25 protein-coding genes are annotated in these 25,943 nt (G+C 37.6%); 14 read left to right on the forward strand and 11 right to left on the reverse strand.

The window, feature by feature from the left end:
- Positions 1-69: 69 nt before the first annotated feature.
- The 4 genes from H6607_11515 (at position 70) to H6607_11530 (ending at position 3,563) form a co-directional block, all read left to right on the forward strand.
- The gene (locus tag H6607_11515) at positions 70-1,599 is read left to right on the forward strand and encodes a DoxX family protein (protein ID MCB9262992.1); all 1,530 of its coding nucleotides are present in this window, start codon (positions 70-72) and stop codon (positions 1,597-1,599) included.
- Positions 1,596-2,642, forward strand: a complete 1,047-nt coding sequence (locus tag H6607_11520) for an ABC transporter permease (GenBank protein ID MCB9262993.1) — start codon at positions 1,596-1,598, stop codon at positions 2,640-2,642. Before H6607_11515 ends, H6607_11520 begins: the two co-directional genes overlap by 4 nt.
- Positions 2,639-3,184, forward strand: coding sequence for a shikimate kinase (locus H6607_11525; protein ID MCB9262994.1), 546 nt, complete (start codon positions 2,639-2,641; stop codon positions 3,182-3,184). The genes H6607_11520 and H6607_11525 overlap by 4 nt, the downstream gene beginning before the upstream one ends.
- Before the next feature lie 106 nt (positions 3,185-3,290).
- On the forward strand, positions 3,291-3,563 hold the full coding sequence (locus tag H6607_11530) for an HU family DNA-binding protein (protein ID MCB9262995.1): 273 nt from the start codon (positions 3,291-3,293) through the stop codon (positions 3,561-3,563).
- A 68-nt stretch (positions 3,564-3,631) separates the two neighbouring features.
- Here H6607_11530 and H6607_11535 read toward each other — a convergent pair whose 3' ends face one another.
- Positions 3,632-4,210 carry a PorT family protein gene (locus tag H6607_11535; protein ID MCB9262996.1) on the reverse strand — a complete coding sequence of 193 codons (579 nt, stop codon included), beginning with the start codon at positions 4,208-4,210 and terminating at the stop codon, positions 3,632-3,634.
- 764 nt (positions 4,211-4,974) lie between these two features.
- Between H6607_11535 and H6607_11540 the strand changes: the two genes are divergently transcribed.
- The 8 genes from H6607_11540 to gwsS (H6607_11575) all read left to right on the forward strand — a co-directional run bounded on the left by H6607_11540 (position 4,975) and on the right by gwsS (H6607_11575) (position 13,511).
- Positions 4,975-5,163: a hypothetical protein gene (locus H6607_11540; GenBank protein MCB9262997.1), complete on the forward strand. Its 189-nt coding sequence runs from the start codon at positions 4,975-4,977 to the stop codon at positions 5,161-5,163.
- Between the two features lie 98 nt (positions 5,164-5,261).
- A complete protein-coding gene (gene gwsG, locus H6607_11545) occupies positions 5,262-6,221 on the forward strand; it encodes a grasp-with-spasm system ATP-grasp peptide maturase (protein MCB9262998.1) in 960 nt (319 codons plus the stop codon).
- Between the two features lie 203 nt (positions 6,222-6,424).
- Entirely contained in the window at positions 6,425-7,462 is a 1,038-nt protein-coding gene (gwsS, locus tag H6607_11550; GenBank protein MCB9262999.1) for a grasp-with-spasm system SPASM domain peptide maturase, read from the forward strand.
- A complete protein-coding gene (locus H6607_11555) occupies positions 7,459-9,645 on the forward strand; it encodes a peptidase domain-containing ABC transporter (GenBank protein ID MCB9263000.1) in 2,187 nt (728 codons plus the stop codon). The genes gwsS (H6607_11550) and H6607_11555 overlap by 4 nt, the downstream gene beginning before the upstream one ends.
- On the forward strand, positions 9,645-10,934 hold the full coding sequence (locus tag H6607_11560; GenBank protein ID MCB9263001.1) for an HlyD family efflux transporter periplasmic adaptor subunit: 1,290 nt from the start codon (positions 9,645-9,647) through the stop codon (positions 10,932-10,934). Before H6607_11555 ends, H6607_11560 begins: the two co-directional genes overlap by 1 nt.
- Before the next feature lie 125 nt (positions 10,935-11,059).
- Positions 11,060-11,296: a hypothetical protein gene (locus tag H6607_11565; GenBank protein ID MCB9263002.1), complete on the forward strand. Its 237-nt coding sequence runs from the start codon at positions 11,060-11,062 to the stop codon at positions 11,294-11,296.
- Positions 11,297-11,307: 11 nt separating this feature from the next.
- A complete protein-coding gene (gene gwsG, locus H6607_11570; GenBank protein ID MCB9263003.1) occupies positions 11,308-12,270 on the forward strand; it encodes a grasp-with-spasm system ATP-grasp peptide maturase in 963 nt (320 codons plus the stop codon).
- 224 nt (positions 12,271-12,494) lie between these two features.
- Positions 12,495-13,511 (forward strand): grasp-with-spasm system SPASM domain peptide maturase, encoded by a 1,017-nt coding sequence (gwsS, locus tag H6607_11575; GenBank protein MCB9263004.1) that lies wholly within the window; start codon positions 12,495-12,497, stop codon positions 13,509-13,511.
- A gap of 31 nt (positions 13,512-13,542) precedes the next feature.
- Here the strand turns inward: gwsS (H6607_11575) and H6607_11580 are convergent, their stop codons facing one another.
- From H6607_11580 to H6607_11605, 6 genes are all read right to left on the reverse strand, one after another.
- Complete coding sequence (locus H6607_11580; GenBank protein MCB9263005.1) at positions 13,543-13,911, reverse strand: hypothetical protein; 369 nt, start codon at positions 13,909-13,911, stop codon at positions 13,543-13,545.
- Between the two features lie 81 nt (positions 13,912-13,992).
- Entirely contained in the window at positions 13,993-14,499 is a 507-nt protein-coding gene (locus tag H6607_11585; protein MCB9263006.1) for a hypothetical protein, read from the reverse strand.
- A gap of 2 nt (positions 14,500-14,501) precedes the next feature.
- Entirely contained in the window at positions 14,502-17,108 is a 2,607-nt protein-coding gene (locus tag H6607_11590) for a T9SS type A sorting domain-containing protein (GenBank protein MCB9263007.1), read from the reverse strand.
- Between the two features lie 82 nt (positions 17,109-17,190).
- Positions 17,191-17,535: a hypothetical protein gene (locus H6607_11595; protein ID MCB9263008.1), complete on the reverse strand. Its 345-nt coding sequence runs from the start codon at positions 17,533-17,535 to the stop codon at positions 17,191-17,193.
- Between the two features lie 125 nt (positions 17,536-17,660).
- Entirely contained in the window at positions 17,661-18,152 is a 492-nt protein-coding gene (locus H6607_11600; protein ID MCB9263009.1) for an N-acetyltransferase, read from the reverse strand.
- A gap of 11 nt (positions 18,153-18,163) precedes the next feature.
- Positions 18,164-19,570, reverse strand: coding sequence for a M20/M25/M40 family metallo-hydrolase (locus H6607_11605; protein MCB9263010.1), 1,407 nt, complete (start codon positions 19,568-19,570; stop codon positions 18,164-18,166).
- Positions 19,571-19,706: 136 nt separating this feature from the next.
- Here H6607_11605 and H6607_11610 point away from each other — a divergent pair, with 136 nt between their 5' ends.
- Positions 19,707-20,147: a thioredoxin family protein gene (locus H6607_11610; GenBank protein MCB9263011.1), complete on the forward strand. Its 441-nt coding sequence runs from the start codon at positions 19,707-19,709 to the stop codon at positions 20,145-20,147.
- A 12-nt stretch (positions 20,148-20,159) separates the two neighbouring features.
- Here H6607_11610 and H6607_11615 read toward each other — a convergent pair whose 3' ends face one another.
- From H6607_11615 to H6607_11625, 3 genes are read right to left on the reverse strand one after another with little or no spacing between them, the layout of a single operon-like run.
- Positions 20,160-20,591 carry a thioesterase family protein gene (locus tag H6607_11615; protein ID MCB9263012.1) on the reverse strand — a complete coding sequence of 144 codons (432 nt, stop codon included), beginning with the start codon at positions 20,589-20,591 and terminating at the stop codon, positions 20,160-20,162.
- Positions 20,591-20,986 (reverse strand): acyl-CoA thioesterase, encoded by a 396-nt coding sequence (locus H6607_11620; protein MCB9263013.1) that lies wholly within the window; start codon positions 20,984-20,986, stop codon positions 20,591-20,593. Before H6607_11620 ends, H6607_11615 begins: the two co-directional genes overlap by 1 nt.
- On the reverse strand, positions 20,986-21,864 hold the full coding sequence (locus H6607_11625) for a hypothetical protein (GenBank protein MCB9263014.1): 879 nt from the start codon (positions 21,862-21,864) through the stop codon (positions 20,986-20,988). The genes H6607_11620 and H6607_11625 overlap by 1 nt, the downstream gene beginning before the upstream one ends.
- A 118-nt stretch (positions 21,865-21,982) precedes the next feature.
- On the opposite strand from H6607_11625, the gene H6607_11630 reads away from it, so the two are divergent.
- Positions 21,983-24,199 (forward strand): amino acid permease, encoded by a 2,217-nt coding sequence (locus H6607_11630; GenBank protein ID MCB9263015.1) that lies wholly within the window; start codon positions 21,983-21,985, stop codon positions 24,197-24,199.
- 21 nt (positions 24,200-24,220) lie between these two features.
- Here H6607_11630 and recN read toward each other — a convergent pair whose 3' ends face one another.
- Entirely contained in the window at positions 24,221-25,900 is a 1,680-nt protein-coding gene (gene recN / locus H6607_11635; GenBank protein MCB9263016.1) for a DNA repair protein RecN, read from the reverse strand.
- Positions 25,901-25,943: the final 43 nt, after the last annotated feature.

Genomic DNA, 25,943 nt, shown 5'->3' on the forward strand with positions numbered 1-25,943 from the left:
AAAGCAACTATTTGTCTATTTTGATGCCGTTGTTATCTTTGTCAGGCTCGGTTATAACCCTTTTTTTGAATGAAACATATTGTTACTTTTTGCCGAATACTCATAGGTTTACTCTTTATCTATGGCGGACTTACCAAACTTGACGACCCAACGGGTTTTCAATACAAATTGGAGGAATATTTCACTGTTTTTAGTAGTGATGTTGCCCCTACACAAGATTCCATTATCACGGATTTTACTATTGGCGACAAGAAGGAGATCGTTACTACCCTACTAACCCAATTTGACAAAAACTTCAGTTTAACCATTACACAAGATGATTGGAAAGAGGATGCTGCGGGACGATTGGCCTCCGAAATTCACGTATATAACGATGGTAATTTAGCTTTTAGCCATACACTAACCTCATTAGACAGCCAGGTGGCCGCACAAAATCTGACCATAAACAGCAACATTTCCGGCAAAAATATCCTTTCAAAAAAAGTGAGTTTGGGAATGCCTGCCAGCGAATCGCAGAGTGCTGAAGCTGATGTTCAATCATACATCAAACCAAAAAACGGATTGATGAAATTGTTTGAAAAAATGCATAAAAATGCGTTGTATCTATCCATTTTTATGAGCTGGCTTGAAGCCATTTTAGGTTTTGCATTGTTGATTGGTTGGCAACCAAAATTTACCGTTTGGTCACTTACTGCACTCATCTTATTTTTCACCTTTTTAACCTATTACTCTTGGACATACAATAAAGTGACAGATTGCGGTTGTTTTGGTGATGCACTAAAAATGACACCCAAAGAATCCTTCTTTAAGAACCTCATAACCATTGCTTTAATAATTGTTTTAATTGTTTGGAATAAACATATCAAACCCATTTTTTCTAATCCGTTTGGAGCCAAAATTCTAACAATTCTTACCATTTTATTATTGGGATTTGCGGCCTATTGCAAACATTATCTGCCGGTGGTCGATTTTTTGCATTATGCCGAAGGAACCGACCTAAGAAAAGGCATGGAAATTCCGGAAGGCGAACGCAGTGTGCCGCACACCCGCACCGTTTGGCTATACAAAGCCAAAGATGGCAGCGATAAAACAATCCATGTAAAATACGACAGCGATACAAAAGTTTTCGACCCTGTCATTGATTATTCAAAATGGATTTTTGTAAAAGTGTTAGAAGAAAACACCATCGAAGAGGCTTACGAACCGCCCATTCACGACTTTGTTTTTAATGATGCTGACGGAAACGATCACATTGAGGAGTTTTGGACATCGAAAGACAAACTTTTAATTGTTTCTCCCGACCTTTCAAAAAGTAATGAAAAGGCATTTAAAAAACTACAAGAAATAGCCAAGGCTTGGAAAAAAAGCGGCAAAGAAGTTTGGGCATTGGCGGCAGCCACCAAAGAAGAGGCCGATGCCTTTAGGCACGAGTTGCAGCTATCAGACATTCAATTTTATTATGGCGACAAAACCAATATTAAATCCATTATTCGGTCAAACCCGGGCCTTTTGCTCATTGGCGATACGTCGGTGGTGGTAAAGGTTTGGCCATCTACACGACTTCCATCGGCAGAAAAGCTACTTAAAATGGCCGAATGATAGGATTTATAGCAAAAAAACTGGGCTATGCACTACTCATTTTGTTTAGTGTGGCTACCGTTGTTTTTTGGCTCTTCAGTTTTTCCTTTCCCAATCCGGAAGATATTTTGGTGACCGACCGAACGGATGAATCTACGCTCAATGCCATAAAAAAAGAGTTAAAATTAGACGAAAGTCTATCCAATCAATACATTTCATTTATCAATGATTTATCGCCTTTGTCGATATACAAAACCGATGCGGCCATACCCTCGGGCATATCACTTTTCCATTTTTCCGACAAAAAGGTTATGCTTAAATTGCCCTATTTGCGTAGAAGTTTTCAAAATGGTTTACCCATTTCGCAGCTCATAAAAAGTGCTTTTATCGGCACCTTTATTTTGGCACTGGTAGCCATGATTTTTGCATCAGTTTTTGGCTTATTTTTTGGTGTTTTATCGAGCATCAATCCCGGCAGTTGGCTCGACAGAAGTTTATTGTTTATAAGCACGCTGGGCATTTCTGTTCCTTCATTTTTCTCGGCCATTTTATTCAGTTGGCTGTTTGGCTATGTTTTGCACAACATTACCGGATTGGAGGTAACAGGCAGTTTGTTTGAAATAGACCCATTTGACGGTAAAAAATTGGCACTAAAAAACATCATTCTTCCGGCATTGGCATTGGGCATAAGACCGTTGGCCATTATTACACAACTCAGCCGAAACAGCATGTTAGATGCTTTAGGCAAAGACTACATACGTACCGCCAAAAGCAAAGGGCTGAGCAACAAAACCATTTACTTTAAACACGCCTTAAAAAGTGCATTAAACCCAGTGATAACCTCCATATCCGGATGGTTTGCATCTCTATTGGCAGGTGCTTTTTTTGTAGAATTTATATTTAGCTGGAAAGGTTTGGGAAGCCTCACCATTCATGCACTCGAAACCAGCGACTTGCCCGTTGTCATGGGGTGTATTGTTTTTATTGCAGCTCTTTTCGTTTTTATTAATATGCTGGTGGACATAGCCTACACCATGCTCGACCCAAGAGTTGGCATCGAATGAAAAACATTTTTTTTATAGGATTGCCGGGGGTAGGCAAAAGTTTTTGGGCAAAAAAAATTGCCGATTGGTATGGTGTAAACTTCGCCGATTTAGATACAGAAATTGAACTACGATTGGGGCGACCCATTTTCAATCTGTTTGAAACCCAGGGCGAACATATCTTTCGGGAAATAGAAAAAGACATACTCATAGAATTTGCTCAAAAATCAAATGTGGTAATTTCGGTTGGTGGCGGCACTCCATGCTATTTTGAGAACTTATCAGTTATGAAACAGAACGGCGTATGTGTTTATATAAAAGACCATATCGAGAGCATTGGCAATCGCTTGTTTCTTGACAAAACAAATAGACCGCTCTTTAAAGACTGCCAAACGGTGCCCAAAATTGTCCTAAAACTGCATGAACTGCACTTGAAACGACATCCCATTTATAGCCAAAGTCACGTTATTATTGACGTTGAAAGCCTTCAAAAGCCGCATTTATTCACAAAACGTCTTGAATTATTCACAAAACCCGACTTTTGGTTGAATGAAGCGAAGTAAATATTTAAAATTGCTCGACAAAAATTGGCAAACCCCTTATCATTAAAGGGATTGCCGATGATTGAAGTTTAGTTTTTAATATTAATAATTTAATTTTCTATTACACATGAACAAGTCGGAGTTAATCTCTCAAATGGCAGGTGATGCAGGAATCACAAAAGCACAAGCACAAACTGCTTTAAATTCTTTTCTTGATGCTTCATCAGGTGCGTTGAAAAAAGGTGACAAGGTTATCTTGGTAGGTTTTGGAACTTTCTCAGTATCTAAAAGAGCTGCAAGAACAGGTAGAAACCCACAAACCGGAAAAGAAATTAAAATTGCCGCTAAAAAAGTGGTTAAATTTAAAGCCGGTTCTGAGCTATCAGGAAAAGTAAACTAAGAAATTTCTTTTCGAAGAAAAAACCCGGCCAATGGTCGGGTTTTTTTATGTTTTGCAAAAAATAATTTTTAATCTTTAGGTTTAAAATAACCTACATATAAGGTAAATAATTGGTTGTATGCAGGGTCTCCACTTCCTTTGTTCCAACGAGTGACGGCGGCATACGAGTTGGCACCGACCTGAAAATTATTGAACCGATAGCCCACTCCGAGGTTTACACCGAAGTCGGTACTATTCATGTCATCTCCCGCTTTAATGTCAACAGATGTACTTCCAGACTTCAGTTTCCCTCCTAGGCTAAACGACATAGTGGGTCCGTAATTAATAAAAAAGCCATTTGCCTTGTCGCCAAAATTAAATTTATAATTAAGTGGCAGGTCAATATAATTGAATCTAACAAAGGCATTGTTGGAATTATTGATTGAGTAGCCTTTTTGAGAAAAATAAAGCCCCGTTGACCAATGTTCTGTCTGGTAAGAAGGGCCAATAAACACCCCATTTAATCGGGTAATATCACTCGATTTATTCTTTACAAAAATGGAACCCGAATTGCCCCCTAAAACCACGCCCAAGCCCTGAGCCGAAACGGTTAAACTTCCAGTGGCAACAATGGCCAACAACAGCATTTTCTTTTTAAAATTTTTCATATTTACAACATCTTTTAAAATTCAAAATTAGTTCAATTTGTTATGTAATAGATAGATATACAATACTTTACAAAAGTATGATAATTAAATCCCTGCTGCTGATTGCCGCTTAATTAAAAAAATTGGGTTGATAAATAGAAATAGCCACATTTCACAATGGCTCATTTCATACAATATATTTCAGTGTACGCTACAGTTTTGGATGTAAAATCTAAGCGACTTTTTGTTCATTTTGAATTATTGCTCGTTAAAATATTTTCGAATATAAAAATTAATAAGACAGTTATCAATTGAAATTGTTATTTCGTAAGATGTGTCCGTCAACCAAATTATGCAGATATTATGTTTGTTTTCAGTTGTATGAAATTGAGGAATATGAAAATGGATACTTTACCAGATGAATATCACTATATTAACCTTTACCACTTTGGATACATTGAATTTATATGTCCGAGGTGATAGGATGGCTATTTTTTGTAAGTGAAGAAATTGCTTCTATCAGCTCGAGAAGTTCTTTGAATAAAGTAGTTGATTATTAATGGATTTATTACAGTAATGAAAAATCAACATACGTTTTGTAAAGAAATGTATATGTCAGATTCTTAGAAAATAAGATTTTAAGGTTTGTGTATTGGTAAATAATGAACACTGTGAAAAGATAAGATTAAATAAGAGATAGCGAAATTCCGAAAACGCTTAATCAAGGTAGGGCCGGGAAACTGAAAACGGGATAGAGTAAGTCATTAGTCTAATTATTAATTATTATGAGTGACAAATTAATGGAGTCTTTTAAAGACTTTGAGCTTTCAAACGAGATGCAAAATCAAAATGTAACAGGAGGAATTAGTCATCAGGGCGGGGTTACATTTGGTGATGACAGCACAGGGGCGGTAACTGACATTGGCAATTGGTCAATCAGTTGGCATACGGATCTGGATGAATGCCAGGATTGACCCAGTATCACTTCCAATGAAAACTTGTCTCTTACGAGACAAGTTTTTCAACATCCATTGGTTAATTATATGATTGTTTTTTTTAACGAGTATCACAAATGAAAGTTGTCATTTTTTCATCGGATTATGAAAAATCTACTAATCAGGTTATTGACTGGTTGGCAAATTATCATATTGATACAATTAGATTGAATTGTTATGATGATTTTTTCAAACTGTTTGGCGGTATAACCTTGAATGAAGAAGGGATTAGAATTAAGAATGAAACGGAAGAATTTGTAGGAATTTGGTATAGAAGGCAAGGAGTGACTTATGTTTCGAGCGAACTAAATTCTTCCGATATATCTTATCAGGTTAAACGGCATTTAAAAGAAGAACTAGATACATTATTTCAATTCTGTTTCGACCAACTTTCACTTTACTCAAAGAAAAAACTTGGCTCGACAAAAGGCAGCAGACTAAATAAATTGAACGTATTATTGGCTGCAAAAAAGGTCGGTTTATTGTTTCCGAAGACCATGATCACAATGAATAAGAGATTATTATCACCGTTTTTAGCCGAGGAAAATGAACTAATTACAAAACCCATTTCTGAGGCAGCTCATTTCACTGGAAAAAACAAGCAACCTTATGCCATTTATACCGAAAAATATACTCATAACATGAATGAAACAAATACACCAAATTTTTTTCCTTCTCTTTTTCAAAAAAATATTAAAAAGGAGTACGAGATAAGGACATATTATATGAAAGGTAATTGCTATTCCATGGCCATTTTCTCACAGCAATCCGAAATGTCGAAAACAGACTTTAGAGTATATGATACTGAAAGCCAGGTTAGATATGTTCCATACATTCTACCTGAAAATATTGAAAAAAAAGTATTCGCGTTAATGAGTCTCTTGGAATTGGATGAAGGATCTCTTGATTTTATCAAAACAGTGGATGGGAAAATAGTTTTTCTCGAAGTCAATCCTGCCGGTCAATTTGGCATGGTAAGCCGACCATGTAATTACTATCTTGAAGAAAAAATTGCAAGGTATTTTGCTCAACCTTAAAATATTGACAATGGGAGTAAATAACGAATCACAACTTTTTGAAGAAAACCTAAGGGGATTATTGCCTGTAAATTATTTTAAATTAAAAAAGCCTCCAATTATTAGTATGGGTAAGATTTGTTTAGCCAATAGCACTTTTCACAACGAAAACAGCTTCACTGTAGGCAATACCTATAAACCTATTTCAAATGTAATATAGCTGTATGATAGATAAAACGCACTTCAAATTTTTTGCATCCTGTATACCTGTAAAAGGGTATAAAGAATCAGTAATATTGGATATTGAGAGGGGTAATATTTTTCCAATTCCTAATCTGCTATTTGATGTTCTAGAAAAAAATAAAGTATTAACTATTGACGACTTAAAGGCACATTACAATGGAGAATGGAACAAAGGTATTGATCATTACTTTGACTACTTTAATGAGAAGAATATTGGTTTTTTTACCAATGAACCCTCTTCCTTTCCCGATTTATCCCCAACATGGAAGAACCCGCTTAAAATAATTAATGCAATTATTGAGTATTCTATGACATCTGATTATTCACTCAAAGAGGTAATCCAACAATTGAGTGCCATTGGTTGCGAGGCAATTCAAATTAGATTGTTTCACCATTTAGAGGTTGCCGTTTTATTAAATGAACTAGAGGCTATTAAAAATTCAAGAATTAGGTATTGTGAATTGTTTGTTCCCTATACAGATAACCTCAACAGAGTAGACTTATATAAGATCCGAGATTTTGACGCAAGAGTAGCTAAAATAATAATCCATTCATCTCCTTGGAACAAATGTCTTAAACATAAAAAAAGATACTATAATGATATATTCTATTTTAGCCAGAAGGTAATAGATCAAACCTATGTTGAACAATATTCTATTCAGAATATGGTAGCCAATGTGTATTCATATACTGAGGCTTTCTCTCATAATCTTGGACTAAACAGAAAAGTTTCAATAGCCCGAAATGGAGATATAAAGAACTACCCCACACATAAATCATGCTTTGGAAACGTAATACAGGACAGAATCGAAGATATTATTGAAAAAGAGAGCTTTAAGAAAAAGTGGTATGTTTCGAACGATAATATTGAAAAATGCAGAGACTGTCAGTATAGATATGCTTGTGTGAGTAACAGTGATATTGAAGAAACAGACGGGAGGTATTACAAAAAAGAACTATGCAACTTTGACCCCTATATGAATGAATGGAACTTGGATTCAAATTACCAGTCAAAATGAAACAATTCCCCTATTACAAGCAATTGGATCAAATGGACTGCGGTCCAACTTGTCTAAAAATCGTTGCAAAGCACTATGGCAGGGTTTATTCGTTAGATTATCTTCGTGATATATGTTACATTAATAGGATTGGTGTTACAATCAGTGGTATTGCCGACGGAGCTGAAGCCATTGGATTAAGAACCTTGGCGGTTAAGTTGCCCTTTGAGAAATTAATAAATGAAGTACCCCTGCCCTGTATAGCTTATTGGAATGAAAAGCACTTTGTGGTAATATACAAGGTGGAGAAAAATAAAATTTACATTTCTGATCCTGCTCACGGTTTAATAGTTTATTCCAAAGTAGATTTTCTAAAAAGTTGGTCTTCAGAAAATAATGAAGAGGGAATACTATTGCTCTTGGAGAAAACACCCGATTTTGAACGATCGGATGTTGGACTTGAAAAAAAGAAGTTAGGCTTTCGGTTTTTAGTTCATTACTTAATACCTTTCAAAAGATACATCATTCAATTGATATTAGGTCTAGTTGCAGCAAGTATTTTACAATTAGTATTCCCTTTTCTAACCCAATCCATTATTGATTATGGAATTACCAATCAAAATTTGGGATTCATAACTCTCATATTAATTGCTCAGCTTGTTCTGTTTATATCCCAAACTGCCTTTGTCGTTGTCCGAAGATGGCTGCTCTTGCACATGGGTACGCGAATCAACATAGCCATTGCTTCCGATTTTTTGGCCAAACTAATGCGTTTACCTGTTAATTTTTTTGAAGCCAAACACGCAGGCGATATAATGCAACGGATTCATGATAATCAGAGAGTAGAAAATTTCTTATCCACCTCCACACTCTCCGTCATGTTCTCTTTCTTTAACTTGTTGATTTTTAGCATTGTACTTGCCTATTATAATTTCAAAATACTCCTTATATTTCTTTTTGGATCCACTCTTTACGTAATCTGGACCTTGTTCTTTATGAAGAAGAGAAAAGAACTTGATTACCTACGTTTCAACCAAATGGGTGAAGACAATCAAAATGTTATGGAATTGGTATATGGCATGCAAGAAATTAAACTAAACAATTCTGAAAAACGAAGACGCTGGAAGTGGGAAGATATTCGAATTCGATTGTTTAAAATATCCATCAAATCATTGACACTGGATCAGTTACAAAATACTGGAGGAAGTTTTATAAACGAACTAAAAAACATCATCATCTCATTTGTAGCCGCATATTCGGTTATATCGGGAGAAATTACACTGGGAATGATGTTTGCCATTCAATATATAATCGGTCAATTAAATAGCCCAATATCAAGTTTCATTTCGTTTATTCAAACAGCTCAGGATGCAAAAATCAGCATTGAACGCTTAGAAGAAATCCATGATAAGGAGGATGAAGACAATTTGTCTGAAAAGATCAACCTCCTACCAGAAAATCGATCAATAACCCTGAAACAAGTGGGGTTTCGATATGGTGGTCCATCCAGCCCATTGGTTCTTGATGATGTTAATCTTAACATTCCTGAGGGAAAAGTAACAGCAATTGTTGGAGTGAGCGGGAGTGGTAAGACCACCTTGATAAAGTTATTACTCAAATTTTACGATCCGGAAAATGGGGAAATCAATGTTGGAAATATCAGGTTAAAACACCTTAATGCACAGTTGTGGAGGAGCAAATGCGGAGTGGTTATGCAAGATGGATTTATTTTTGGGGACACCATCGCCCAAAACATTGCTGAGTCCGACTCAAATGGAAGAATTAATAAAGAAAAACTTGTTCAAGCGGCAATAACCGCCAACATAGAGGAATTTATTGAAGGCCTACCAAATGGGTACAATACGAAAGTTGGATCATCCGGTATTGCCCTAAGCGGCGGGCAAAAACAGCGGTTGCTTATTGCCAGAGCTGTATATAAAAACCCTGAATATTTATTTTTTGACGAAGCAACAAGTTCGTTAGATGCCAACAATGAGAAAATCATCCTTGAAAATTTGCAGGATTTTTACAAAAATAAAACCGTGATAGTCGTTGCACACAGATTGAGTACCGTAAAAAATGCTGACCAGATTGTTGTATTAAACAAAGGCAAAGTTGTTGAGATTGGAACTCATTTGGAGTTAACAGCGACAAAAGGCTATTATTATACTTTAGTTAAAAATCAGTTGGAACTTGGAAAGTAATGCAAAGAGAAATTAACAAAATAGACCTGGTCTCGGATAAAAGCGAACACACACAAGAGATTCTTGAAAGAGCCCCCAATTGGGTAATTCGATGGGGCAATACCTTTTTATTTTCTGCACTCTTGATATTATTTCTTCTGAGCGGGTTGGTAAAGTACCCAGATATAATTAAAGGGAGATTGAAAATTACATCCAATATGGCTCCGCAACGAATACTAACTCGAACAGAGGGATATTTAGAAAAAGTATTTGTAAAGGATGGGGATATAGTTAACACTGCAACACCATTGGCTCTAATTAAAAACACATGTAACTATGACGACTATCTCCTGCTTAAAAAACAACTAACAGAAATAGAAATAAAGCATAAGTCAATTGCCGAAATTGAGCCTATTTCCTCACCCCAACTGGGCGAAATCCAACGATCATATTTGGAATTAACTCAATGGATAAAACAATATAAAAAGTTCATAATTCAAAACTCTTTTTCAGCTCAAATAGCCTCAAAAAAGGCTGTTATTCCTGAGTACCAAATGCTATTAAAACAGTTACAAAGCAAAAAATCCCTAAAAACGGAGGAACTTATTTTGGCCGAAAGAGATTATGAAAGAAATGTTGCCCTATTCAAAACGAATACAATTTCATCTCAGTCACTCGATGAAAGTCACGCAAAATTTATAGCTGTTCAGAGTTCTTATGAAGATTTATTATCAAGTATTTCTCGAACAATTATACAGATTGATGAAAAACAAAATGAAATCCGACAATTGGAAGTTCAGGAGGAAGAAAAGAATGCAGATTTATCAATAAGTCTATCCAATGCTTTCAATACACTTTCGGTGGCAGTAGAACAATGGGAAGAAAAATACCTGCTACAATCTGATGTAGAGGGAAAAGTTAGTTTTTCTGATCATTTGACAACAACAAAATATGTTTCATCCGGGGTTCAACTTATGGCCATCGTGCAAAATGTTTCATCCAAACTTATTGGCCAAACAACCATTCCTGTAAGCAATTCTGGAAAGGTTAAAGTTGGGCAAAAAGTATATGTTAGATTCGACAATTTTAATTACATGGAATATGGTATGGCTGAGGGAAAAATTGGTAGTATTTCATCAATACCTGTTGAAGAAACATACAATGTAATGGTTGAATTTAATAAAGGATTGGAAACAAAATATGGTATCATACCCTTTAGGCCAGAGATGGAAGGTACTGCAGAAATAATTACGGAAGACATTAGCATTTTAACACGTATATTCCACAAAATGAGATTCTACATTATGTAATAATTTATTGCAGATATTAACTCAAAAACAACAACTGTTAAATTAATAACACAATTATTAATTGATTTTGGCAAGCTACAAATTAGACACGAATAGAAACAAATAATGCCGCCAAATTTGTGTTTATGAAAGACTCACTCAAAGAATTGTTCAATACACAAGGTGTAGTTGAGCTGTCAAAAGAATCGCAATGTTTTGTAACCGGCGGGGAGGATCCCGTTGTGTATTCACATAGATTAACAAAAAGTGTAAATTGGACACATGAAGGTTGTACAGATGGAGATATTGGATGTTGTGATGATGACAAATCATTAGAGACAGACGTGAATGGCGGCCGTTATTACGGTGATATTGGTTGTTGATATAAAATTTTATGCACATAACAATTGCCAGTATTCCAAATGACAACTCTACTTGCCGGGTTATGGAGTGGCTAAGATGCTATGGAGCCTCTGTTGACAGGATTCATAGTCTTAGCCCATCCAATTTTCAAGTTTCCATTTCAAATTCAGAAAAATTAAGCAATTCTGAGAAACCCCATGGGTTATGGCTTAGGCGACCCGATGTGGCACACAGAGAAAAGCCACAACTTGATGCAGAAGACCTTACACATTCAGATGATAAAGAAATGATAACCCGGCAATTAGAACAAGACAGAAGGTCATATTACAAATCATTTTGGGACAATATTGAGGCAAAAAATACTATTGGCACTATTTACGACTTGGGGCCGGACAAATTGAGACAACTGAAATTAGCAAAAGAATCGGGTTTAGATATACCGCACACATTAATAACTTCTTCCAAAAAAAAGTTGCTTACATTTTGGGAGTTATGCCAATCAACCGGAGGTATAATATCGAAGTGCATTACCGATGGGTTCATGGTTAAACGTGAAGGATATTTTCACAGCATGTTTACCGAAGAAATTGATAAAATCGAAATTGATGAGTTGCCAGACACTTTCGGAACTACCTTGTTTCAAGAAAAGTTGAACAAAGATTATGAGATAAGAACTTTTTTCCTGAAAGACATGTACTACTCAATGGCTATTTTTTCGCAAAAGGATGATAAAACTTCTGTCGATTTTAGGAAATACAATACTGAAAAGCCGAATAGAATAGCTCCTTATAAATTGCCTGAGACTGTAGAAAAAAACACCAAATCACTTATGTATAAACTGGGTTTGGATACAGGTTCGATTGATTTTGTAAAAACAAAATGCGGCAGATGGGTTTATTTGGAAGTAAATCCGGTCGGACAATTCGGTATGGTTTCAGAACCCTGTAATTATTTTTTAGAAAGAGAAATTGCAAGAGAACTGATAAAACAATAAATGCAAATCAATGACGAAAGACTTTATTTCAATAATAAAAAAAGAGAGTCAGAATAAATACCCTTTAAATTATTCAAAAATGTCTCCTTTGAGCTTTTCCAGCGGTTCAAAAAAGCTCAGAATTACTTATGAAGAATCCGATTTTCACCAAACTGATCACACAACGATTGGTGTTTTTTACAAACCCTGTGCCTACCCTTTAATCCATAAAGCAAGCGTAGATAATGGATAAGCAGTATATGCGGTTTTTTGGAGGGGTAGAGCCCGTTCGTGGCATTAATAAATCGTTGATTTATGATCTACACAGAGAGGCTGTCTATGAAATTCCCACTCTGTTATTCGATGTAATCGAAAAAAGAGAGAATATGACAATTGAGGAAATTAAATCTTATTACAACCACGTTTATGATGAAGGAATCAACTTATACCTTAACCAATTATTCGATTTGGAATTGGTGTTTTTTACCCAAGAGAAGGAACAGTTTCCAAGAACAGATTACAGTTGGGATAGCCCTTTGCATGTAACCAATACTACTTTGGAAGTTGTAAATAAGACCAATTACAATGTCAAAGAGGTCTTATCACAATTAGACCACTTGGGTTGTGCATGGCTACAATTCCGCTTTTTGAGTGAAGAATTTAAGATGGCAGACATCAAAGATATTCTTAACCAACTTAAAAGAAGCAGATTAAAAATAGTTGACTTTTACATCCCATATACATTGTACAATGAGCAGGAGTTTAACAATCTATTTAACGAACATTTAAGACTTAATAAAACAATTTTTTATGGAGCACCAGAGGATAGGCCTTATAAAAACGAAGAAGAAATGGCGGACATGCGAATCATTTTCCTAAAAAATATTCTTTCTGACTGTGAAGAAGACTTTATTTCTAAAGACATGTTCGTTTACAACATAAAGTTCTTTTCTGAAGCCCAACAACACAACGTTGCCTTAAACCGAAGCATCTCAATTGATCAATTTGGAAACTTTAAAAATTATTTGTCTCACAATAAACAATTTGGAAACGCAAATAACCTTTCAATTCATGAATTGCTAAAACTGGAATCCTTTAAACAAAAATGGTTTATCAAAAATGACGACATTGAGAAATGTAAAGATTGTCAAAATAGATACGCTTGCTTATTTGCCTCAGATATTAAAGTTGAAGATGGAAAATATGTCAAAACTCAAGATTGTGGTTATGACCCTTATAAAAATATTTGGAAGGAGTTATGAGATTAGTGCGATATAGTTTCAATTTGGTCAATCATTTTGAATTATTCCAACCTTTTATTATCAGTGCCAAACCCGCCCCCATCAAACCATAAGCTACAATATAGCTACTGTTGTGGTAATACATGTATAGCATTAAAAAAATGCTTCCAAACAACATGACTGCACCAGAAATCATATCAAAAAGTCCGTTCGACCTTCTGTGCATTTTCAGTTCATTTCTGGTTGGTCTTCTTCTTAATTCACCCAAAATAATATTGTCCACCCGCCGAATAATCAGCGAAGTAGTTGCCGAGTCCAGATTATGAGATTCTAATTCTTTTCGCATTTGGGTTATCTCCATGCCATTTTCTCTTTTTTCAAGATAGTGCTGCACAAGCTCCTCGATGTTTTCATCATTCATATTTTCAATTTTTGCTGTTTTACAAATATTACAAAAAGAAATGTTGCTCCATTAGATGAAGATTTAATAAAGTCTCTCGAGTTATTGGTACTCCAAATTCCAACAATTTAATTCAAAAATTTCTTCTTCCGTTAAGCCATAACCATTACAAATATGCCTACTCCATTCACTATTAAGAAGCCTATTTGGGGCGACAAAATGATTCACTTCAAATTTTGGTTCATTCACCAAGCCGCTATTTATCACATTCATTTCATAAACACCCACTCCCGTGAAATGTAGGAAAAAGTGACTTAATGAGTACATGCCCTGGTGTCTATTATAGTTCATGTTTTGAATTACTTCGATGGTTTCTACAGAGGTAATTGTTCTTAAACTTTTCCAACATTTCAGCATAAAAAATGTGGTGAAACGACCACCTCCATAATATTCAAGGACGTAGGTCAATAAGTTAAGAAGTTCCTTCCTTGGAAGTTCATTTATTGAGTCAAGAATCTTTGTCGTTGGGTTTGTTAATGACTCTTCACAGGACTTTTGAACCAAGTCAATATTCTTTTTAGGAATATAGATTAACGTTGGTTGATTCATACCTAATACTTCACGAAACGTTGAACTTCTCTGTGGTGAAAATTCCCCAATTTAAACGTTGCCACAACAAAGTATTCGCCCGACAACAAATGACTTACATCAACTTTTTGAGTCGAATCATTTCTATCATTGCTTTCTGCAAAAACAACTTTTCCGGTTATATCAACAATTTTCAACTCCACATTTTTCCTTCGCAAATCGGCAAATTCAATATACAAAACCTCTTTTACCGGATTGGGGTAAAGTTGAATAACGGAGGTCACATTTTCTATTGTTGTAACTCCATCCTTTTTAGGAGTATAGGGCAACAAGCCCACTTCCCATAGACCTCGGCCAAAAGTGGCCGCCACCAAAGTTTTGTTGGTTGTATCTACTTCCAACTCCGAAACAATAACTGGAGGCAGACCGTTATTGTAAGGTTGCCAGACATTGGTATCTTTCAGCAGATAGAACACACCCATATCGGTACCCACATAAATATTTCCGCTGCCATCGGGCTGCAAGGTCACGCAGTTTACCGATGTATTCGGCAAATTGTAGGTAATGTTCTGCCAATTTTGTCCTGCATCTTTGCTAAAAAACACCTTGTTGGCCGAATCGAATCCTGCAAAGGTTATCCAAACTTGGTTACCTGTATCTTGATTCATTTCCAAATAACTTGGATACAGGTTATCAGGCAGTCCCGAGCCAATATTGTCCCATTTTTGGCCAGAATTGGGCGATGTATAAATACTGTTTTTTATGCCCTGACTGGCATAGCCACGTTTTGCAAAATACATTCGGTTTGCATTGCTTTTTTCGATGGCCAATGCAGTGCCTGGTGCCGGAACACCACTACTGGTAGTTATTCCGGTATAGTTTTTATCTAAAAATGTAAAATAGGTATCGTAGAGATTGCCATATAAAACAAACATTTTCCCATCTGCTTCTACAAAAGGTGTAGTCCACTCACCAATCTCATTCTGTGGTGGGCCAATTCTTCCTTCGTAAAACATATCCGAACCTATTACAGAAAAAACCTCAATGTTTCCGTTTTGTGATGATGAATATCGGTAGCCGGCATCATCCATAAAAAGGCACTCCATACCGTCTCCGCCACTCACATTTACAAACTCTTTTCCATCGCCAAAAACAGTGGAATTATCCTGAGCTCCGGCCATTATTTCGTTGGGTTTTAACTGATTTACACTCAACCGATAAAAAGAGGTAATATTGAGGCCTTTGGTATAATTGACCCACTCGGTTTGTGCCTCAAAGTTGGTAGTCATATCGGCCACATTATCATCTTCAATAGAAAAACTGCGAGAAATGCCTCCATCGTGACAAGCAAAAACAGAAGTACCCGTTGGATGCTGAACAATTTCATGTATATCGGCGTGCATACTGGTGTGATAATAGTTTAGCAACCACCACGTTACGGGTATGAACGAGCTGCCACCATCTTTGGTTTGCCACATATTTATGCCGCCAATAAATACTCGGTTTTTGTCGGATTTATCAACACAAATTGCCAAATCGTATCTACCCTGTCCTCCTTTTTCGTCATCCAACGAATTGTTTAGAATATTGTATTGGTAGGTATTATCTTTGCGTAATGACCATGAGTTTCCGGCATTGGTGGAGCGATAAAATCCATAAAAACCGCCGTCATTGTCGCAGGCAATGGCGTAGATGTAGTTGCTATCGCTTGGGGCTATGGCCAGCTCAATTCGTTGAACAATTCCCACTTTTGGTATATTCGAAGAAAGTTCGACCCACGTTTCGCCAAAATCATACGATTTTAAAATATTTGCCTCGCCATATTGGTAGGTGTGCACATATCCGGTGGTAGCATAAAGCACATCGGGGTTTTGACTGTTCATTTCCAAATCCCAGAACAATTTATTGTGGGTTTTAGTCCAGCTTTGTCCACCGTCATGGCTAAGAAATGCCCCTGTTTGCCCAACGGCAATAACGGTATCTGTGTGCAAAGGATGGATAAAAACTTTGGCCATTAACGAACCTTCAAAATCCGTTTGAGCAAACGAAAGTCCTGTTGCACTCCAGCTATTCCCACCATCAGTGGTTTTATAAATACCCAGTCCGTAGTGGCTATTTCTTTTGTTTTCGTTGGCTTGCAGGTTGTGACCCAAATAGGCAAAATCGCCCAAAGCCACGTACATTTCGTCGGGATTTTTGGGGTTTATTGTTAAATATGAAATCCGCAAAATGGGCAGATTACCGGAAATAGAAATCCAACTTTGGCCGGCATTAGTGGTTTTCCAAAGCCCGCCTTGTGCCACACAAATAAACCATGTATTGGTATCGGTTGGGTGGAATTGCATGGAGTTTATGCGGCCAATTCCGGCCAAATCATCGTTGCCAAACGGCCCACGAGGAGTCCAAGTGGCTTCTGCTTTTGCATGATTTTTTGGTTGCATGCTCTGCATTTGTTTGTGTGCCGAAAAATAATTTTTGGCAAAATTGTCGTCATCTGAAGTTTGGCGTTGGTCAATAAAGTATTGGTTTCGGGCTTCCCAAGCAGGTTGACCTTCGTTTTCAGGAACTATGTGCTGACCAGAAACACAAACAAAAGTAAAAACAGAAAAAAGTAGAAGTTGGATTCTCATGTTATGCCAAATAAAACGGCAAGTTACAATTAATTCATTAGACCTGACAGGTTTTGAAAATCTGGCCGTACTTACCCATTAATTACTTAGGCAAAACCTCCCATTCCAATATATCAACATAGTGCATTGTAATGTTTGGTTGTACTCCGGGAATAGGGTCTGCCCAACCATCCATACAAGTTATGGTTTCGGGATAAACTTTGAATTTTCCTTTATACCAATATTGTGTTCTTACACTCTCCTTTATACCTTCAGGTATTTCTTTTGGCATATACTGTTCCAAAAAAGTAGAAAAAGAATCCGTTGCAACAATCCATGGCCCACAATATCCTTTTGATTCAATTCCCCCTTCATGAAGATAAAATAGCTGAACCTCCACCTCATAAGGTTCAATAACTGAATTATCATCCTTGCATGCTACTAACAATGTTAGTATTAAAAGACAAAGTTTCGCATTCCAGGACATAAGATTTCAAATTTAGAAATAATATTAGTAACCAAATTCAGTATGTATAATTCAATCAATTAGGAATTAAACAGACCTGGCAGGTTTTAAAAACCTGTCAGGTTCAATTGCCAATACCCCACATCAATCCAATTATTAAATTTAAAACCCACGTTTTTAAAATGAGCTACTTGAATAAAACCCAAATTTTCGTGCAACGCTATGCTGGCTGGATTGGGAATGGAAATGCCACCAATGGCCACTTTAAAACCCTTTTCACTCAATTGTTTCAAAAGTTCCATATACAACATTTTTCCAATTCCTTTTCCAGCAAAATCCGGTTTTAAATATATGGTGGTTTCTACCGTAAACCGATATGCCGACTTTATTTTCCAATCGCTGGCATAAGCATAGCCAACCAGTTCGTCATGCACTAAACAAGACAAAAAAACTTTGCTTTTTTGTGTCAGTTCTATTCTCTGTTTAATGATTTCTTCAGTAATCAACTCTTCGTCAAAAGTAGCTATGGAATGCAGAACGAAGTGATTGTAAATATCGGCAATAGCCATTGCATCACCCAATTCGGCATTGCGAATTATTAGATTTTTAATCATCGCAAATATTGGTCTAACAAATAAACCATAGCCGTCATAGAGGCCGCACCAAGCTCCAATTCACGCTTGTTCACCACCTCAAAAACGTCGGCCTCGCTGTGATGAAAATCAAAATACCGCTGCGAGTCAGGCACAAGCCCCATGAGCAACGTTCGGTTATTTACCACGTTGACCGAATCCATTAGTGGAGAAATATCTACACCTGGATAGCCCGGCTCAAAAAAATGCAAGCCATAAAGCTCCAACATCTCCCTAAAACTTCGAACCAGCTCCACCTGCGATGAATCTCCCTTAATTGAAAAACCTCTTGGGCTAAAACCTCCTCTATCGCTTTCAATGGCTGCCAAATGAAATTCGTTGTTCCTTTTGGCTTTTTGGGCGTAGCCTTTTCCGCCCATATTGCCGTTTTCTTCGTTCATAAACAATACCACCCGAATGGTATTATTGGGTTTGTATCCAATGCTTTTTAAAATGCGAAGCACCTCCATGCTATGCACCACTCCTGCCCCATCGTCGTGGGCTCCTTGGCCAACATCCCAACTATCGAGATGACCTCCAACCGTTATAATTTTTCCCGGATTTTTTGTGCCTTTAATTTCACCGATAACATTGTACGAAGAAACATTTTCGTTGACTCGTGCATTGATATTTATGGTCACTTTTGCAGTTCCATTTCCTTTAATATAGGCATGTAGCATATTGGCATCTCGGGTGCTGATAGCCGCAGCCGGAATCTTTTTCACCCCTTCTTTATAGCCCATGCTTCCAGTGTGCGGATGTGGGTCGTTTTCCAGCAATGTCATACTCCGCACCAACACGGCCACCGCCCCATATTTTGCGGCTTCTGCTGCCCCCGAATAACGTTGATCTACACATCCTCCATAGCTTTCAAACGTGTTGATATTGGCCGGATTCATGGGGCGATTATAGAACACTATTTTACCGTTTATAGCATCAAAACCCAATTTTTCCACTTCCTCCAAACTACGCACTTCCACCACTTCGGCCTGCAATGGCCCATCACTCCCCACACTGCCTCCCAATGTTTTAATTTCAAAATCAATATCGTACTCTTCGCTAATGGCTGCCCATTCTTTATCGCCCCGCTCCCAAAAAGGTATTTCAATTTGCTGTAGATAAACCCTGTCTATCGGCATTTTCCTCAACACACTCTCCCCCCACTCTACAGCCTGTTCTGCCTGTTGGGAGCCGCTAAGTCTGTGGCCAACCACCTTACACAAATATTCGAGGTTTTTATAACTCTCCCCCCTCACAAGTGATTCATCAAAAATTTGTCGAATAATCAACGAATCGCTTCTGTTTTCATTTATTTCTGCCGTTTTAGTACCATGACTTTGTAGTAAAATGGCCAAAACAGAAAACAACATCACCCATTTTTTCATAAAAACTGTTTAACTAAAATAAACTATTGAAGAGCAATAATACGTTAGAATAGCCAAAGGAAAATAAACAAGTTTTGAGGCACAACTTTTGCAATGTGTTTCAAGGTTTAGAAAAAATAAATAATAATTTCGCAACATGACACGCACAACACCACTAAAATCAATTGTTTCCGTTCTAATTATTGCCTTGGCATTTGTGATGCTAAAATCAGACACCAAAGAAGTAGGGATCAATTTTTCACATCTCGGATTTGCTCAGGCCAAAGCTGAGGCACAAAAGCAAAACAAATTAATTTTTATAGATGCCTACACCACGTGGTGCGGCCCTTGTAAACAAATGGCTGCCACCGTTTTTAAAGAAAAAAGTGTGGGTGATGTGTACAACAAAAACTTTATCAACCTAAAAATGGATATGGAAACATCAGAAGGATTGTTTGTGGGCAAAAAATATAACGTGACTGCCTACCCCACTTTTTTGTATTTAAAACCTGATGGAACATTGGTAGGTAAACAAATGGGAGCCACGAGTTCAGCCAATTTTATTCAGTACGCAAAAACAGCGGCAGCGAAAAAATAACTTTCGTTTAGGCTATTCCATTGCGGTGACTAATTCTTTAAATTTATTCGGAACAACAGTAACTTTTCTGTTTGAATAATCAAAACAAACCATTCGGGTTTTGGCAAGTGCCAAAGGCTTTTGGGTAGTTGTGTTAGTCATTTCATAAACAAAATCAAAACTGGAATTAGATAAATCATACACTCCAACTTTTATTTCAATTTCGTTACCCAGAAACCCTTCACTTTTGTATTCGATGGCCGCATCCCCTTGTATCAGGCTGGTGCCAAAAAACTCAATTTCGCTGGCATGGTAATGCTTCAAAAATTGCACCCGAGCCTCTTGTGCAAAGCTCAACACCTTTTCATTGGCCAAATGGTTGCCATAATTCAGGTCGGTAACTCTAATTTGAAGTTTGAATGAATACAGCCATTGGCTGGGAATTTCAATTTTTATGCGTGCCATCAGTTAAAAACATTAAATAATTGAGACAAATCGTCGGTCACATTCACTGCCTTATTTTCTGAAGGATTGAATAAAACAAAGGTTATTTCTGCCTTTGTGGCCAAGCCTTGCTCATTTTCAATTTCCTGCAAAAAGGTCATCGTTTTTCGGCCAATATTGTGCAACGAAGTTTTGACAAGCACCGTTGTTTTGGGCAACACGGGCTTTTTAAAATCCACCTGAATGTTTACCACAAAAAATTGCAAACCCAGTTGGGCAATGCGTTTATCAACACCAAAGTCGGAGAGAGCTTGCCAGCGAGCCTCTTCAAAAAGTTCGAGGTATCGGGCATTGTTTACATGCCCATAGGCATCGCAATGGTAGCCCCGAATGTTGATGGTTGTTTGATGAGCCACTAAAAATTATCGTCAATCAAGTGCTTTGTTTCGGAATCTTCATATTCCACTTCGGCATATCGGTAGAAGGTAGCAGAAAGAGCCGAAGTGCTTAAAGCAGCCATTAAGATTGCAACAAAAATGGATACTAAAACACCGAGTACACTACCAGCAGATCCCATCAAATTGGTTATAGAACCCATTAAAAGTAAAAAAAGAATGTAAACAATAAAAAAAGCGATTAAGATTAACACAATTTTTATCGCTCTTACCCAATCAATATTTCTAAAACTGTAATTTATTGAATCCATAACACCCATATCACCATGCACTATGGCAGGTATGCCTCCCAAAAATCGAGTTAAAAAAACAAAAAGTACAATAATGCCAAGGAACATAAGTATCGGGTGTACTGCAGCTAATGCTGTAGACAACAATATCCCAACAAGGTACATCACAAATATCATCAACAAAAAACCCATAGTCAATAAAACTTTTTTGTTAAAACTTTTGGCAAAAACATTTCCAATAGATGCTGAACCGTTTTCGAGTACCTCATGGCTAACCATCAATAAAAAGTTGTAAATCCACGAAGCAAATGCCCAAATAACGAGTAAAAATACAATCACAATGAGAAAGCCACCATTTGCCATATTTTGAGCAATGTTATCATTCATTTCTGCACTTCGATCTAATATGTCCTGCAAATCTCCACCAGACGACATCTGCATATATTCAGAAAATCCAATTCCTATGAGTTTGGACATCATAAAAAACACCAGCCCGACCAGAATAATGGTATAGGCTAATACAAACAAGGACAAAGGCTTAAACAATCGTTTTGCATGTTGCCAAATGCCATTCCACAAGTCATTTTTAAAGAGTTCAATTGTGTTCATATTTCTAATTTTTGATTGGCTCAAATATATGGTTTATGAAATAATGCCAACATTATTCGGTTAAAATCCACAAACATTTGATTCCAAAAACATTTTTTATAGGTTCGAGGCCAGTAAAATGTCGGAATTAGTAAATAAACAAGGTAAGTTTGGGACTGCACCCGTTTTTTTGACTGCCATTTCCACCATTTTGGGAGCCATCATGTTTTTACGATTTGGCTGGGCTGTGGGGCATGTTGGGTTGTGGGCTACGTTGGGAATTATCATCATCGGCCATTTGGTAACCATACCTACAGCCATGGCTCTGGCCGAAATAGCTACCAACCAGAAAGTAGAAGGTGGCGGCGAGTATTACATTATTTCTCGTTCGTTTGGGCTCACCATTGGTGCGGCCATTGGCCTCGCCCTTTATTTATCTCAAGCTATTAGTGTGGCGTTTTACACCATTGCCTTTACCGAAGCATTTTCATCTGTTTTTGAATTGTTACAGACCGATTTTGGCATTTCGGTCGAAATTTCAAAACGCCTATTAGGGGTTGTCAGCATTGGATTGTTGGCCTGGCTTATGTCCACCAAAGGAGCCAATACGGGTATGTGGATGCTGTATGCTGTGGTGGCAATTTTAGGGGTTTCGTTGGTGATGTTTTTTGCCGGAACGGGCACCCCTGGAAACACCATTTTTACGGGCAGTGGTGAGGTGAAATTTTTTACTGTTTTTGCCGTTGTTTTCCCTGCCTTTACGGGAATGACAGCCGGCGTGGGGCTTTCCGGCGATTTAAAAGACCCAAAAAAATCGATACCGCAAGGCACCATGATTGCCACCTTAATAGGTATGGTCATTTACATTCTTATTGCAATCAAATTAGCCGTTTCAGCACCCACCGACGCATTAATCAATACCGACAAAATGGTGATGACTGACATTGCCATTTGGGGCCCAATAATACCCATTGGGCTTGCCGCAGCCACCATTAGCAGTGCATTGGGCAGTGTTATGGTTGCACCCCGAACCCTCAACGCCATTGCATTGGATAAGATAGTTCCCATACCCCGATTCAACAATCGTTTGGGAAAAATAAAACCCAAAACCGGAGAGCCTGTAAACGCTAGTTTGGTTACTTGTGGCATTGCCCTTTTGTTTGTTTTAATGGGTGACGTAAACGCTGTGGCAGAAATCATTTCCATGTTTTTCATGGTTACCTACGGCTCAATTTGTCTGATTTCGTTGCTCGAAAATTTTGCCTCAAACCCGGGCTATCGGCCATCGTTCAAATCAAAATGGTATATTAGTTTGGTGGGGGCCGTGATGTGCATTTTCTTAATGTTTAAGATAAACCCGCTCATGGCGTTGCTCTCAATTGGCATTATGGTTTTGACCTATTGGGTGTTGAGCAAACAAAATGAAGAACAAAGCGACATGGCCAGTATCTTTAGCGGTGTCATTTTTCAGATAAGCAGAAACCTCCATGTGTTTTTGCAAAAACGAAAGAATGAAGAAAGTCAGGAAGAATGGCGGCCTTCGGTAGTGGCGGTTTCTAAAGATTCGTTTGACAGGCACGATGAATTTGATTTACTTCGATGGATTTCGCACCGTAAAGGTTTTGGCATGTTCGTTCATCATATTGATGGATATTTGAGCAAAGAAACCAGCGACAAAGCGAAAGATGCACTAAAACGACTCATCCGACTTACTCAGGTTAGCAAAAGCAGTGTATTTATGGACACCATAATTAACCCAACATACAAAGCCAGCATTTCGCAAATATTGCAACTGCCGGGTGTTTCGGGCAAAAACAACAACATGGTTTTGTTTGAATTTTACAAAACCCGAACAGAAGCTTTGGAAGAAATTATTGAGCATTATGGTATGGTAAAAGCTGTTGGCTATGACACCTGCATTTTGTGTAGCAGTGAAAAAAAATTCGGGTTTAACAACGAAATACATATTTGGATAACGAGCAACGATTATCAGAATGCCAATTTGATGATTTATTTAGCCTACATAATTTTGGGTCATCCCGACTGGAACCGAGGTTTTATAAAATTGTTTGCCATCTACCCTGAGTCTGAAAAAGAAACGCAGCGACAAAAAATGTTGGAAATGATAAAAACGGGCCGGTTACCTATTTCGGCAAATAATATTGACATTGTTTCTATTTCAGAAAACCAAACTCCCCGAGATGCCATCAACAAAAAATCGAAAGATGCCGACTTAACCATTGTTGGTTTTAGGCACGAAGCCATCAAAAAAACGGGCATTTCGAGCTTTTTGGGTTATGATGGTATTGGAAACGTGCTGTTTGTAAACAGCCAAAACGAAAAAGAGATTGTGTAAACTACAATCTTTGAAAAGGCTTTATGAATTGATCAACTCCAGTGCATTAGCTTTGGCCGCATCCGAAGGATTGTCGCCGCTCAACATTTTGGCCAACTCCTCAATACGTTCCTCCTTGTTTAGTTTTTTAACAAACGTTGAAGTTTCGCTGTGTCGAACATCTTTATACACGTAAAAATGGGCCGAACCTTTGGCCGCCACCTGGGGCAAATGTGTGATGGTTATTACTTGAAGTTTTTGAGAAAGATTGCTCATTACCTCCGCCACTCGGTTGGCTATCTCGCCAGAAACCCCTGTATCTATTTCATCAAAAATAATGGTTGGTAGCTTTTTGGTTTGAGCCAAATAACTTTTCAAAATAAGCATCAATCGCGACAACTCGCCCCCCGAGGCCACTTTGTGAGCGGGCTGCAACGCTCCACTCTGATGGGATGAAAAAAGGAGTTCAAAATCGGTTTGTCCAAACTTGTTCATTTCCTGATTTTCGTTCAACGAAAGTTTGACCAACGAATTGATTAAACCCAGATTTTTCAAATCTTTATTTATTCTCTCCTCCAATGGTTTTGCACCAAGTTGTCGGGCGGAGTGCAACTCTTTGGCCAATTTTAGACAATCTGTTTTGTCGGTTTCAATTTCTTTGGCAAGTGTTTCTAATAGCATTTCTGTAGAAACCGTTGCAGAAAGTTTGCCTTCAATTTCCTGCTTTACCTGCAACAAATCTTCAAAAGTGGCCACACGGTGTTTGGTTTGAAGCAAATGAATTTGCTGAAAAATACCATCTAATTCGGCCAACCTCGAAGCATCCGGAGTGGCCTGTTCGGCAATATTTCTGAGGTCGGTTACCACCTCTTCAAAATCAGAAGTTAAGCCCAAAAGTCGGTCGGCAATGGTAGCCAAATCACCTTTTTGTCCGGCTATTTTTGACAACTGTCTCGAAAGTTGTTTTAGTTTATCAATGGCCGAATGTTCACTTTCTTTCAGTTCATATACCGCCGCCCCAACAATCTCGCCAATTTCTTCGGCATTTTGAAGCAACTCATATTCATTTTCTATACTTGGATAATCTATTTTTTCGAGATTCAATGCCTGCAATTCATCAAACAAAAATTGCAAATAATCTTGCTCGGCGTTTTGGCTTTGTTGTTGGTTCATCAGTTCGGATAACCGCTTTTCCTTTTTTATCAGAGAAGAATAGTGCCGTTCAAATTTTCCGGCCAAATCCAAATTGTTTGTAACCGAATCGAGCCAATGAAACAAAAAATCGGTGCTGCCCAATCGCAACGTTTGATGTTGGGAATGAATGTCCACCAATTTTTCTCCCAAATCCTTCAAAGTGTTGAGCGTTATGGGAGTATCATTTACAAAAGCTCGCGATTTCCCTGTAGGCAAAATTTCCCTTCTGATGATGGTTTCGGGTTCATAATCCAAATCATTTTCGGCAAAAAACGATTCCAGTTTTAAGGATTTGATGTTAAAAATGGCTTCAATGACACATTTCTTCTCCTCGTCCAAAATGCTTTTGGTGTCTGCTCTATCGCCAAGCACCAAGCCCAAAGCCCCAATTAAAATAGATTTTCCCGCTCCGGTTTCGCCTGTAATAATATTAAACCCCTGCTCGGGTGCAAATCGGAGCGATTTTATGAGTACGTAATTATCTACTTTTAATTCGAGCAACATTGGGGCAAAAATAGCAATGCTCATGGCCTAAGTTTAAGTTTTGGTAAAAAATAAGTGATTGCTTTTG

This window comes from Flavobacteriales bacterium, from assembly GCA_020635395.1.
Lineage (GTDB): Bacteria > Bacteroidota > Bacteroidia > NS11-12g > UBA9320 > UBA987.